Source organism: Stenotrophomonas sp. YJH_SMC_122, assembly GCF_059369535.1.
Genome location: NZ_JCAFST010000001.1, coordinates 484,810 through 497,141 on the forward strand (window position 1 = coordinate 484,810; position 12,332 = coordinate 497,141).

At 66.6% G+C, this 12,332-nt stretch carries 14 protein-coding genes; all 14 read right to left on the reverse strand.

Annotated elements, in window-relative coordinates; all coding sequences use genetic code 11:
• Positions 1-28: 28 nt before the first annotated feature.
• A complete protein-coding gene (locus AC5P66_RS02230; protein WP_495216062.1) occupies positions 29-550 on the reverse strand; it encodes an HvfX family Cu-binding RiPP maturation protein in 522 nt (173 codons plus the stop codon).
• A 27-nt stretch (positions 551-577) separates the two neighbouring features.
• Positions 578-1,333: an HvfC family RiPP maturation protein gene (locus tag AC5P66_RS02235; RefSeq protein WP_495216063.1), complete on the reverse strand. Its 756-nt coding sequence runs from the start codon at positions 1,331-1,333 to the stop codon at positions 578-580.
• A complete protein-coding gene (locus AC5P66_RS02240) occupies positions 1,326-2,201 on the reverse strand; it encodes an HvfB family MNIO-type RiPP peptide maturase (RefSeq protein WP_111190928.1) in 876 nt (291 codons plus the stop codon). The genes AC5P66_RS02235 and AC5P66_RS02240 overlap by 8 nt, the downstream gene beginning before the upstream one ends.
• Positions 2,188-2,544 (reverse strand): hypothetical protein, encoded by a 357-nt coding sequence (locus tag AC5P66_RS02245; protein ID WP_495216064.1) that lies wholly within the window; start codon positions 2,542-2,544, stop codon positions 2,188-2,190. The genes AC5P66_RS02240 and AC5P66_RS02245 overlap by 14 nt, the downstream gene beginning before the upstream one ends.
• A gap of 259 nt (positions 2,545-2,803) precedes the next feature.
• On the reverse strand, positions 2,804-3,511 hold the full coding sequence (phoU, locus tag AC5P66_RS02250) for a phosphate signaling complex protein PhoU (RefSeq protein WP_005415893.1): 708 nt from the start codon (positions 3,509-3,511) through the stop codon (positions 2,804-2,806).
• Positions 3,512-3,587: 76 nt separating this feature from the next.
• Entirely contained in the window at positions 3,588-4,418 is an 831-nt protein-coding gene (gene pstB, locus AC5P66_RS02255) for a phosphate ABC transporter ATP-binding protein PstB (RefSeq protein WP_049438225.1), read from the reverse strand.
• Between the two features lie 19 nt (positions 4,419-4,437).
• Entirely contained in the window at positions 4,438-5,301 is an 864-nt protein-coding gene (gene pstA / locus AC5P66_RS02260; protein WP_049438223.1) for a phosphate ABC transporter permease PstA, read from the reverse strand.
• Entirely contained in the window at positions 5,301-6,269 is a 969-nt protein-coding gene (gene pstC / locus AC5P66_RS02265; protein ID WP_012479635.1) for a phosphate ABC transporter permease subunit PstC, read from the reverse strand. Before pstC ends, pstA begins: the two co-directional genes overlap by 1 nt.
• Before the next feature lie 82 nt (positions 6,270-6,351).
• Entirely contained in the window at positions 6,352-7,440 is a 1,089-nt protein-coding gene (pstS, locus tag AC5P66_RS02270) for a phosphate ABC transporter substrate-binding protein PstS (RefSeq protein ID WP_049411267.1), read from the reverse strand.
• Between the two features lie 407 nt (positions 7,441-7,847).
• Positions 7,848-8,864 carry a phosphate ABC transporter substrate-binding protein PstS gene (pstS, locus tag AC5P66_RS02275; RefSeq protein ID WP_019659077.1) on the reverse strand — a complete coding sequence of 339 codons (1,017 nt, stop codon included), beginning with the start codon at positions 8,862-8,864 and terminating at the stop codon, positions 7,848-7,850.
• Positions 8,865-9,085: 221 nt separating this feature from the next.
• Positions 9,086-10,297 carry an OprO/OprP family phosphate-selective porin gene (locus tag AC5P66_RS02280; protein WP_049411264.1) on the reverse strand — a complete coding sequence of 404 codons (1,212 nt, stop codon included), beginning with the start codon at positions 10,295-10,297 and terminating at the stop codon, positions 9,086-9,088.
• A gap of 196 nt (positions 10,298-10,493) precedes the next feature.
• Positions 10,494-11,183, reverse strand: coding sequence for an endonuclease III (gene nth / locus AC5P66_RS02285; protein WP_049411262.1), 690 nt, complete (start codon positions 11,181-11,183; stop codon positions 10,494-10,496).
• Positions 11,183-11,536 (reverse strand): hypothetical protein, encoded by a 354-nt coding sequence (locus tag AC5P66_RS02290; protein ID WP_049411258.1) that lies wholly within the window; start codon positions 11,534-11,536, stop codon positions 11,183-11,185. Before AC5P66_RS02290 ends, nth begins: the two co-directional genes overlap by 1 nt.
• Before the next feature lie 4 nt (positions 11,537-11,540).
• Positions 11,541-12,323, reverse strand: coding sequence for an enoyl-CoA hydratase-related protein (locus AC5P66_RS02295; protein WP_099495052.1), 783 nt, complete (start codon positions 12,321-12,323; stop codon positions 11,541-11,543).
• Between the last annotated feature and the right edge of the window lie 9 nt (positions 12,324-12,332).

Below are 12,332 nucleotides of genomic sequence, written 5' to 3' on the forward strand. Positions count from 1 at the left end.
CACACGGCGCGCCGACCACGGTCGGCATCTAGCGCACCGCAGGCCGTGCCGTCGTGACGGATGGCTGCCACTGGGCCAACCAGGCGTCCACGCTCAGCTTGCCGGCGCCGGTGAAGATCAGCGGCAGCAGCATGGCCGTGAACAGCACCGGCAGCTTGAAGTTGCCGTAGCCCTGGTCGCTGATGGCATACCCCATCGCGAGGTCACCCAGCGAATTCCATTGCATCGGCCAATGCACCGCATAGGTCGCCACCACGGTCAGCACCAGCAGGCTGGCGGCGGCCAAGCGCGTCCCGAAGCCAAGCAGCAGGCAGGCCGCGCCGGCCAGTTCGAACCAGGTGGCCAGTTGCCAGTTCAGGGCAGCGGGCAGTTGGTTGAACGGGAACGGGAAGGCGTCCTGCAGGTCGGCGAACCAGTTCTGGCCGTGCAGCTTCTCACGGCCGGATTCGAAGTATTCCCAGGCCAGCAGCAGCCGCAGGCCCAGCGGCGCCAACCAGGGGGCGAGACGGTCCAGCCGGCCGCGCGCGGCGGCCAGGGGCGGAAGCTTCATCGGTGCATCTCCGGGGGAAAGAGAGTGTCAGGCAGGTGGGTAAAGTGGGCCGATCACGCCGGCCCGCAGGAACTGCTGCAGCAGCGCGGCACCGGGTTCGGCCAGCGCCTGTTCGGCCAGGCCATGCGCGGCGGCCAGTTGCTTCAGATAGGCATGTCCATCGAGGCCGGGCTGTTCCCCGATGCTGGACAGCAGGTACACCGCCAACGGGCTGAGTACGGCGAAGCGCACCTCGCCATCGGCCTCGCGACGCACCAGCAGGCCGGTCGGCTCAGCCGGCAACTGGGTCGGTGCGTCCTCGGCGCCAAGGCGGTGCACCGGCCATTGGTACAGCAACGGCCACGCCAGCGGTGAGCGCTGCAGCGGCACCCGCAGCGGATCGATGTCACCCGGCACCGGCAGCGGTTCGGCAGGAAGCTGGTACAGCGCGGTCTCCGCCCACTCGTAATGAGCGAGCTCGGCCAGCGCAGGGTGGGGCAGCTGTGGCTGCGCCTGCAGCCACTGCACAAATTCAGCGGCCAGTTCGGTGAACAGCGGTGTCTGGCAGCGGTGGGTGGCGAAGTAGTGGCGCACCAGGGCACTCCAGGCCGGTTCTCCGAGCAGGCGCACGCAGACCGGGAAACCGTTGCTCAACAGGCCGAGCAGGTTGTTGAACAGCAGGTGCCGGTATACCGCGACCCGGCGTGGCTCAAGTCCGGCCGGTGCGGGTACCGCCTGCGGGTTGCGCAGGTGCGCGGTGAAGGCGTGCTGCTGCGCGCGCAGGGTGTCGGCGGAATCAGCCATGTGCCGCCCCGGCATGCGTAGCCTGCAGGCGGCGGATGGTCTGCAGTTCGCCCTGCAGTTCTGCATAGGGCGGGAAATTGAAATCGCGTTCGAGCAGGGTGGGGCGCGGGCCGATGCGTGCATAGGTACGCGCCAGCAGCGCCCAGACCGGATCGATCACCGCGCTGCCGTGGGTATCGATCTTCAGGTCCGGGGCTTCATCCAGATGACCGGCCACATGCAGGCAGACGATGCGCCGTGCAGGCAGACCGGCGATGAAGGCATCGGCATCGTAGCCGTGGTTGCAGGCGTTGACGTAGACGTTGTTGACGTCCAGCAGCAGGTCGCAGTCGGCTTCGGCAAGCACGGCATTGGTGAAGGCCAGTTCGTCCATCGCCGGCGCGGGTGCCAGGTAGTAGGACACGTTCTCCACTGCGATGCGACGGCCCAGCAGGTCCTGCACGCGGCTGATGCGCTGCGCGGTATGGCGCACGGCTTCGTCGGTGAAGGGAATCGGCAGCAGGTCGTACAGGTGGCCGTCGTCGCTGCAGTAGCTGAGGTGCTCGCTGTACAGCGGCGCGCGGTGCTTTTCGAGGAACCGGCCGACCTGTTCCAGCAACTGGGTATCCAGCGGTGCACTGCCGCCCAGCGACAGCGACAGGCCGTGGCAGCTCAGCGGATGGCGCTGCGCCAGTTCGGCCAGTGCATCACCGGCCGGGCCACCGACATGGATCCAGTTCTCCGGTGCGCATTCGAGGAAGTCGAAGTCGCCTTCCGGGGCGTCACGCAGGTCCTGCAGCAGCGCCCGGCGCAGGCCCAACCCGGCGGCCGCCGCACGAAGCGGCGACCGCGGGTGGACGAGGCTGGCGCGGGCGTCAGTGCTTGCCACCGCACTTGCCTTCGCCGCACTTGCCTTCGGCCGACTTCGTGTCGCCGGTCTTGGCCTTGTCGCCAGCTGCCGCACCGGCAGCCTTGCCCTTGTCGGCGCCGCACTTGCCTTCGCCGCTCTTGCCACCGGCACCACACTTGCCTTCGGCGTGCTTGGTCGCGTCGGCGGCCATCTTGGCGTCGGCGGCCTTGGCATCGGTGCTGGCCTTGGCTGCCTGTCCGGCAACAAGGTAGCCCTGGGCGAGGTCGCTCATGCTCAGGGCCGAGGCACTGGCGGTCATGCCCAGGCCGGCGGCCAGGGCGGTAGCAGTCAGCAGGGACACGGTCTTGTTGGAACTGCTCATCGGTGGTGCTCCTGGGTGGTGTGGGCGGGTGCCCGGGTGGCCGGCAGGGATGCCGGTGGAAACGATGGTGCAGCGATCCTACTCAACGAATCCTCGCCAAGAACTCAAATTTTCGTGAGGTTTGTTACAGAAGGGGAACACGGTTCCCGGTAGATCCACGCCATGCGTGGATGAATCGCCGGAACGCCCAGAAACAAGAAGGCCGCTGTCACTGGGACAGCGGCCACCTTGGAGTCGACTCCGGTGTTGCAGTGCAGCGTCAGGGCTGGCCGGTGCTGGAGGTCTCGTCGCGCTTTTCACGCGGCGGCAGCGGCTGCTCCCCATGCACCAGGAACCACACGTTCTCGGCGATGTTGGTGGCGTGGTCGCCCACGCGCTCCAGGTTCTTGGCCATGAACAGCAGGTGGGTGCACGGGGTGATGTTGCGCGGGTCTTCCATCATGTAGGTGAGCAGCTCGCGGAACAGCGCCGTGTACTGGGCGTCCAGGCGGGCGTCGTCCTCGCGCAGTGCCAGTGCGGCCTCGGCATCGTTGTCGCGGTAGGCGGCGATGGCACGGCGCACCTGCTGCGCGGCCAGGCGGCCCAGCGCGCGCAGGCCCTGGATCTGCGGCAGCGGCGGCACCTTGCCCAGCGCGATCGAGCGCTTGGCCACGTTCGCTGCATAGTCGCCGATGCGCTCGATGTCGGCCGGGATGCGCAGGCCAGCGAGGATCTCGCGCAGGTCGCGCGCCATCGGCCCACGCAGCGCCAGGCGCATCACGTCGTGGCTGATCTGCTGCTCAAGCGCGTCGATCGCTTCGTCGTTGGCGATGATGCGATGGGCAGCGTTCTCGTCGCGCTTCTCGATCACGTCCATCGCCGCTTCGAGCTGGGCGACGGCCATCTCGCCCATGCGCACGATTTCGGCCACCAGGCGCTGCTGTTCTTCGTCGTAGCTCTTGACGATGTGGTCGTTGGGAAGGTTCATGGTTGTTCCGCTCTGTAGAGTCGAGCCATGCTCGACTGGCGTTGTCTGTAGAGTCGAGCCACGCTCGACCGTCGTCTCAGCCGAAGCGACCGGTGATGTAGTCCTCGGTCTGCCGCTGCGACGGCTGCGAGAAGATCACTTCGGTGCGGTCGTGCTCGATCAGGTCGCCCAGGTACATGAAGGCGGTGTAGTCGGACACGCGCGCAGCCTGCTGCATGTTGTGGGTGACGATCACGATCGTGTACTCGTGCTTGAGTTCTTCCACCAGCTGCTCGATGCGGCTGGTCGAGATCGGGTCCAGCGCCGAGGTCGGCTCGTCCAGCAGCAGCACCGACGGGCGCAGGGCGACGGCACGGGCGATGCACAGGCGCTGCTGCTGGCCACCGGACAGGCCCAGTGCGCTCTGCCCCAGCTTGTCCTTCACTTCGTCCCACAGCGCGCCCTGGCGCAGCGCCTGCTCGACGCGGTCGGCCATGTCGGACTTGCTCAGTTTCTCGTGGTGGCGGATGCCGTAGGCGACGTTCTCGAAGATGGTCATCGGGAACGGCACCGGCTTCTGGAACACCATGCCGACTTTGCTGCGCAGGCGGTTCATCGGGTACTTCGGCGACAGGATGTTCTCGCCGTCCAGCAGCACTTCACCGCGCGCTTCCAGCTTCGGGTACAGCGCGTAGATGCGGTTGAAGATGCGCAGCAGCGTGGACTTGCCGCAACCGGAGGGACCGATCAGCGCGGTCACGCGCTTTTCCGGAATCTCCAGGTTGATGCCCTTCAGGGCATGGAACTTGTCGTAGTAGAAGTCCAGTCCGCGCGCGGCAAGCTTGACCGGAGCCGGGGTGTGCAGGCTCTCGTGCGAGGACGGCACGGCGATGCGCTGCATCGGCACGGCGTTGGAAAGGTCGTTCATGGCGTTATCCACGGAAAGGTCAGTCATGGGAGATACGGTTGCGCAGCAGGATGCCGCGGGCGGCAAGGCTGACCAGCAGCACGAAGACAGTCAGCACCAGGGCACCGGCCCAGGCCAGTACCTGCCAGGATTCATACGGGCTGCCGGCGAACTGGTTCATCACCACCGGCACCGAAGCCATCGGCTGGAAGATGTTGTTGTTCCAGTACTGGTTGCCGAAGGCGGTGAACAGCAGCGGAGCGGTCTCGCCGGAGATGCGGGCCAGCGCCAGCAGGATGCCGGTGATGATGCCGGCCGAAGCACTGCGGTACAGCACCTGCACGATCACCTTCCACTGCGGGATGCCCAGCGACAGCGCCGCTTCGCGCATCTGCGAGGGCACCAGCCGCAGCATCTCGTCGGTGGTGCGTACCACCACCGGCAGCACGATGAAGGCCAGCGACAGGGCACCGGCGAACGCCGAGAAGTTGCCGCCGGTCTGCATCACGTACAGCGTGTAGACGAACAGGCCCAGCACGATGGACGGCGCCGACAGCAGGATGTCGTTGACGAAGCGGACCACGGTGCCGACCTTGCGGGCGTTGCCATACTCGGCCAGCCAGGTACCGGCCAGCACGCCCAGCGGGGTGCCGATGCCGATGGCCAGTGCGCACATCACCGCACTGCCGAAGAAGGCGTTGGCGAGGCCGCCGTCCTGCATCGGCGGCGGCGTCATCTTGGTGAACAGGTCCAGGTTGATCCCGGCCAGGCCCTTGGAGGCCAGGGTGAACAGGATCCAGCCCAGGAAGAACAGGCCGAACAGGGCAGTGGCACAGGAAGCGGTGATCGCAACGACGTTGCCGATGCGGCGGCGCAGGTACAGCGAATCAGCGGTGGTGGACATCAGTTGCCCTCCTTGCGGGACAGGCGCATCAGCATCAGGCGGGCGATGGCCAGCACCACGAAGGTGACGATGAAGAGGACGAAACCGAGCAGCAGCAGGGCCGAACGGTAGGTTTCAGTGGCTTCGCCGAAATCATTGGCGATCAGCGCGGCGATGGTGGTGCCCGGTTCCAGCAGCGACGGCGACAGGCGCACGCTGTTGCCGATCACGAAGGCCACCGCCATCGTTTCGCCCAGTGCGCGGCCCAGGCCGAGGAAGATGCCGCCGATGACCGCCGAGCGGGTGTAGGGCAGGACGATGTCCCAGCTCACTTCCCACTTGGTGGAGCCCAGCGCGTAGGCCGATTCCTTCAGGCGCGTCGGCACGGTCAGGAACACTTCGCGCATCACAGAGGAGATGAACGGAATGACCATGATGGCCAGCACGAAACCGGCGGTGAGCATGCCGATGCCCAGCGGCGGGCCCTGGAACATCGGGCCGATGACCGGCCACTCGCCCAGGGTCTCGTTGAGGAACGGGGTGACGTACTCGGTCATCACCGGCACCAGCACGAACAGGCCCCACATGCCGTAGATGATCGACGGGATGCCGGCCAGCAGTTCGATGGCGGTACCGACCGGGCCACGCAGCCAGCGCGGCGCGACTTCGGTGAGGAAGAAGGCGATGCCGAAGCTGACCGGCACGGCGATGACCATCGCGATGACGGCGGTGACCAGGGTGCCGTAGATCGGCGCGAGCGCGCCGAACTTGTTTTCGACCGGATTCCAGTCGGCGGAGAAGAAGAAGCTCAGTCCCTGCATCTGCAGGGCATGGCGACCGCCCCACAGCATCGACAGCGCGGCGCAGGCCAGGGCGATCAGTACGAAGATGACGGTGCCGACCAGCACCCATCGGAACAGTTTGTCGTTGCGGGCATCACGCGCATCACGCGTGGACGGGGCGGCTACAGGCTGGGCGATGGCATTCATGGGGACGGCTGGGCCAGGAAGGGGCGGGGCGGCACGGCGTAGAACAAGCGGTGCCCGCGCGGGGCGGGCACCGTCGAGTCCATCACTTCAGGTCGGTCGCCCAGTAGGCCTCGATCTGCTTGACCAGTTCGGCCGGCAGTGGCACGTAGTGCAGCTCGTTGGCCTGGGCCTGGCCGTTCTCGAAGGCCCACTTGAAGAAGGCCAGGGTGTCCTGGTTGCGCTTGGCATCCTTCGGCTGCTTCTGCATCAGCATGAAGTTGGTGGCGGTGATCGGCCACGCCTGCTCGCCCGGAGCATTGGTGATGACCAGGTTGAAGTCCTTGGCGCTGGCCCAGTCGGCGCTGGCGGCCGCCGCGGCGAAGGTTTCCGCGCTCGGCTCGACCCAGTTGCCGGCGGCGTTCTGCATGGCGGTGTACGGCATGCCGTTCTGCAGGGCATAGGCCAGTTCGACGTAGCCGATCGAGCCCTTGATCTGCTTCACGTAGGACGCAACGCCTTCATTGCCCTTGCCACCGACGCCGTCCGGCCACTGCACCGAGGTGCCTTCGCCGACCTTGCTCTTCCACTCCGGGCTGACCTTGGACAGGTAGTTGGAGAAGTTGAAGGTGGTGCCCGAACCGTCCGAACGATGGACCAGAGTGATCTTGCCGTCCGGCAGCTTCACGCCCGGGTTGGCGGCGACGATCGCCGGGTCGTTCCAGGTCTTGACCTTGCCCAGGAAGATGTCGGCCAGCAGGGCGCCGCTCAGGCGCAGCTTGCCGGCTTCCAGGCCTTCGATGTTGACCACCGGCACCACGCCGCCGATGGCCGACGGGAACTGCGCCAGGCCGGCCTGGGCCAGCTCCTCGCTGCTCAGCGGCTTGTCGGACGAACCGAAGTCGACGGTGCCGGCCTTGATCTGGGCGATGCCGCCGCCGGAGCCGATCGACTGGTAGTTGATCTTGGCGCCGGTGCTGGCGTTGTAGTCAGCCGACCACTTGGAGACCAGCGGGAAGATGAAGGACGCGCCCGCGCCGGACACTTCGGCGGTCACCTTGGCACCGGCAGCGGCGGGGGCAGCGGCAGCGTCGGCAGCCGGCTGCTGCGCGGCCTGCTTGTCGCCACCGCAGGCCGACAGGCCCAGGGCGATGGCCAGGGAAAGGGCGGCAAGGCCGGCCGAGTGCAGTTTCATGGTCACTCCATAGCGGGGAAGAGCCGACGTGGTCGGCGGATGCGGCTATGAAATGATGTTTTTGTTACAGCCGTATTACGACCATGACAGAGGTGTCCTGGATCACGTTCTGACAAGGGTTTCACAGGGTTGGCGCCGATCCGGCCGGGGCCCGGAAACCCCGGATCTGCGCACTGATATGACGGCCGGTGCAAGGCAGAGCCGAGCCCGCCCGGCTGTTCCCTGCCCTCGGTAGCTGCGGACCGTTGGTCCGCACGCTCCAGAGCGCAGCCGAGCGTGGCTCGGCTCTACAGAGGCAGGTGCATCCCCGAAAACAAGAAGAGCGCGAGATCTCGAGGATCTCGCGCCCGGGTGGGAGCGGCGGGGGAGAGAGGACCCGCCGCCCCCGTTCCTGCGGGGGAACGCGCTTACTTCAGGTTCTGCGACCAGTAGGTCTCGATCTGGCGGACCAGGCTGTCCGGCAGCGGCACGTAGTCCAGCTGGCGGGCCTGGGCGTCGCCGTTCTTGTAGACCCAGCGGAAGAACTCCTGGGTCGCCTTGCCATTGGCAGCATTCTTCGGCGTCTTCTGCACCAGGATGAAGTTGGTGGCGGTGATCGGCCAGGACTCGGCGCCCGGCGCATTGGTCATCACCAGGTAGAAGTCGCGGGCGCTGGCCCAGTCGGCGCTGGCAGCGGCGGCAGCGAACGAGGTGTCGCTCGGCTGCACGAACTTGCCGGCGGCATTCTTCATCGCGGTGTAGGAGAGCTTGTTCTGCAGCGCGTAGGACAGTTCGACATAGCCGATGCCGCCCTTGATCTGCTTCACATAGGCGGCAACACCTTCGTTGCCCTTGCCGCCGATGCCGGCCGGCCACTGCACCGAGGTGCCTTCACCGACCGAGCTCTTCCACTCCGGGCTGACCTTGGACAGGTAGTTGACGAAGTTGAAGGTGGTGCCCGAGCCGTCCGAACGATGCACGACGGTGACCTTGGCGTTGGGCAGGGTCACGCCCGGGTTCAGTGCGGCGATGGCCGGGTCGTTCCAGGTCTTGATCTTGCCCAGGAAGATGTTGGCCAGCACCGCGCCGTCCAGCTTCAGCGCGCCCGGGGCGATGCCGGCCACGTTGACCACCGGCACCACGCCGCCGATCACCGACGGGAACTGCGCCAGGCCTGCAGCAGCCAGGTCTTCCGGCTTCAGCGGCGCATCGGAAGAGCCGAAATCAACGGTCTTGGCCTTGATCTGGGCAATACCGCCGCCGGAACCGATGGACTGGTAGTTGACCTTGTTGCCGGTTGCGGCGCTGTAGTCGGCCGACCACTTGGACATGACCGGGTAGATGAACGATGCGCCCGCGCCGGTGATGTCGGCGGCGTTGGCGGCGAACACGGACGATGCAGCCAGGATGGCGACAGCGGCGCGCGATTTGAAGGCGTGGATCACGGGGAGACTCCTGGGGTGGTGGTCGAAGGGCGGTTGCCCGACGTTTCGGTGCACATTCCATAACGGTTGCGTGACACGTCCGCGTCTGTCATATGACGCGGGCGTGACACGCGTCATGAGGGATGTCACGTCCGCTGCGCCGGCAGGGCGGCACGGGTACCACTCAACGACGAAGGCACGGCCGGGGCCGTGCCTTCGCGGTTCAACGCAGGTGGCTGGACTTACCAGAAGAACTGCGCGCGGGCTTCCAGGATGTTGGGATCGTCGTTGACGAAACCGCGCGCCGTGGAGCTGTACTTCTTGCTGTCGACCATCACGTAGTTGAGCATCAGCTTGAAGTTGGAACGCAGATACCAGTTGGCGCCCACGGTCCAGATGTCCATCTTGCCACCCAGCACGCCATCGACGATCGGCGGGCGACCGGCGACCGGGTTGGCGGCGAGGTTGCCGTCATTGAGGTCCATGTGGTCGTAGCGCACGCCCAGCTGCCACTGGCCGCCGGCCGGGTTGTTCGGCAGCCCGGTGCCCGGAGTGCCGCCCTTGTAGCTCCAGGTCTCGCCGGTCACGTTCCACACGCCGCTGATGTAGTAGCCGTCGCTGGTGTAGTTGTCGTGGTCGTAGCGCTTGGCCTTGCTGGTGTAGTACTCGGCCTGGGCCTTGAAGGGACCCTGGAAGTACATCGCTTCGGCACCGATGGTGCTGACGCGGTCGGTGTCGGTCAGGTTGCCGCTGTCGACCAGGCGGGCAGTGGCGAGGTCGGCATTCGGACGCGCACGCACGCGCAGGGTGTCGGCGTCGGCGTCGTAGTTGACGTAGCTCAGGCCGAAGTGCAGGACCTGGCCCTTTTCATTGATCGGGGCCCAGGTGCCACGCGCGCCGTAGCCGCTGCCGTGGGCCAGGTTGCGGGTCAGCTCGCGGCCGAAGGCACTGGCGGTCACCGACCAGTTGTCCTGGCCGTAGCTGTACGCGCCGCCCAGGCGGCGGGCGATGGCATAGGTATTGGTGACCGCTGCCTTGGAAATGAAATCGTTGTTCTTGGTGCTGGACAGTTCTTCCAGGCTGTTGGGCTGCTTGAACTGGCCCAGCTGCAGGAAGTGGTTGGCGTTGCCCAGCAGCTTGTACTTCACGTTGGTGTCGAGGAACTTGTCGGCCTTGGCGTCATAGCCGACCACCCACTCCACGTTGCCCGGGCCCTTGCCCTTCAGCACCAGCTCGGCGCGACGCAGTTCGAATTCGCTGTTCTTGCCGTTGCCGGCGTCGCCACCGTTGAGGTCGACCACATCGTTGTGGAACCAGTTGCCGTCGGCCTGGACCAGGCCTTCGAAGGTGATTTCCGAACCGCCGATCACGTCGATGGCGACTTCGGCGTGTGCAGCCGGCACATACAGCGCAGCAGCCACGGCCACCGTCAGGAGTTGGTGATGCAGTTTCATGGAGAGGAGCCTTGCAGGCAGGTGGGAAGATGCGCGCAGGCTAGAAGGTAAAGATTGCGTAAATGTGACAGTTCACGCGCGGCAGACATCCGCCGCAGGCCCCGTCACGGCAGGGCCTGCCATTGAAACCGCTTGCGTATGACGCCCGGATTGCGACCCGGTTGCAGTAGATCCACGCCCTGCGTGGATGCTGCCGTCACTCGGCCGTGGTCTTATCCTTGAACCGGCACAGGTCGGCGATCACGCAGCCCGGGCAATCCGGCTTGCGCGCCTTGCACACATAACGCCCGTGCAGGATCAGCCAGTGATGTGCGTCGAGCAGGAACTCGGCCGGAATCACCTTCACCAGCTTGTCTTCCACTTCGCGCACGTTCCTGCCCGGCGCCAGTCCTGTGCGGTTGGCGACGCGGAAGATATGCGTGTCCACCGCCATTACCGGCTCGCCGAACGCGGTGTTGAGCACTACGTTGGCGGTCTTGCGCCCGACACCCGGCAGGGCTTCCAGCGCTTCGCGATCGCGCGGCACTTCACCGCCATGCTTCTCCAGCAGGATCGCGCAGGTGGCGATCACGTTCTTTGCCTTGGCGTTGAACAGCCCGATGGTGGCGATGTACGGCTTCAGGCCATCCTCGCCGAGCGCAAGGATCTTCGCCGGCGTGTTGGCGACCGGGAACAGGCGGCGCGTGGCCTTGTTGACGCCGACGTCGGTGGCCTGCGCCGACAACGCCACCGCTACCAGCAGCTCGAACGGCGAGCTGTACTCCAGTTCGGTCTTCGGGTGCGGGTTGAGTTCGCGCAGACGGGTGAACATCTCCACCACGTCGGCGCGCGGCATCGTGCCGCCACGCCGCGCCGGGGCGCGTGCGGTCTTCTTCGTGGTGGCCATCACTGTTCCTTGCCGCGGGCGCGGGCCTTGGCCCGGGCCAGAATCGCGGCTGCCGCAGCGGGCAGGGCGGGCTTCACGTCCGGGGCGGGTGCCGGGGTGCGACGTGCATCGCGCTCGGCCTCGCGGCGGGCCAGGCGCACCGCACGGGCGCGGTAGCGTTCGCGTGCAGCCCAGGCCGCGTGCAGTTGCTGCTGGGCCTGGCACAGGCGTTGCGGAAGGTCGGGGTGGTCGGGCAGCAACCGGTCGTCGCCGGCACGGACGGCGTAGTCCATCAGCCCGGCCTGCAGGGCGCCATCGAGATCGTCTGCCTGGACCCGGGCGAACAACTGCACGGGGTTGGGTCGGGATGCCATGGCGTCAGCGGTTCTGGAAGGCCGGCGCGCGGCGTTGCAGGAAGGCGCTGGTGCCTTCGCGCATGTCCTCGGTGGCGAACAGCAGGCCGAACTGCGCACTTTCGTATTCCAGCCCGGCCTCCAGGCTGCATTCGCCGCCCACGTGCACCGCGTCGAGCAGGCCACGCAGGGCCAGCGGCGCCGAGCGCGCCAGCTGGCGGGCGACGTCCTGCACGCGGTTGTCCAACGCGTCGGCCGGCACGACTTCGTTGACGATGCCCAGTTCCAGCGCACGCGCGGCGTTGATCGGCGCCCCGAGCAGGCACAGCTCCAGGGTGGCGGCGCGGCCGCACAGGCGCAGCAGGCGCTGGCTGCCGCCGAAGCCGGGGATCAGGCCGAGGTTGATTTCCGGTTGGCCGACCTTGGCGGTATCCGCGGCGATGCGCAGGTGGCAGGCCACCGCCAGTTCCAGGCCACCGCCCAGTGCGAAACCATTCACGCGTGCGATGACCGGCTTGGGCATGCGTTCGATCTGGCGCATCAGCGCCTGGCCCAGCAGCGAGAAATCACGTCCCTGAACGGCGCTGAGAGTGTTCATTTCCGCGATGTCGGCACCGGCCACGAACGCCTTGGGGCCCGCCCCGGTCAATACCACGACGCGCACCTCCGGATCGGCGGCGGCGTCCCTGAAGGCATCGGCCAGGGCCTGCAGGGTCGCGGCGTTGAGGGCATTGAGCTTGTCCGGGCGCTGGACGGTCACGGTGCGGATGGCGCCGTCGTCAGCGACAGCGATCAGGGCATCGGCCACGGGGAAACT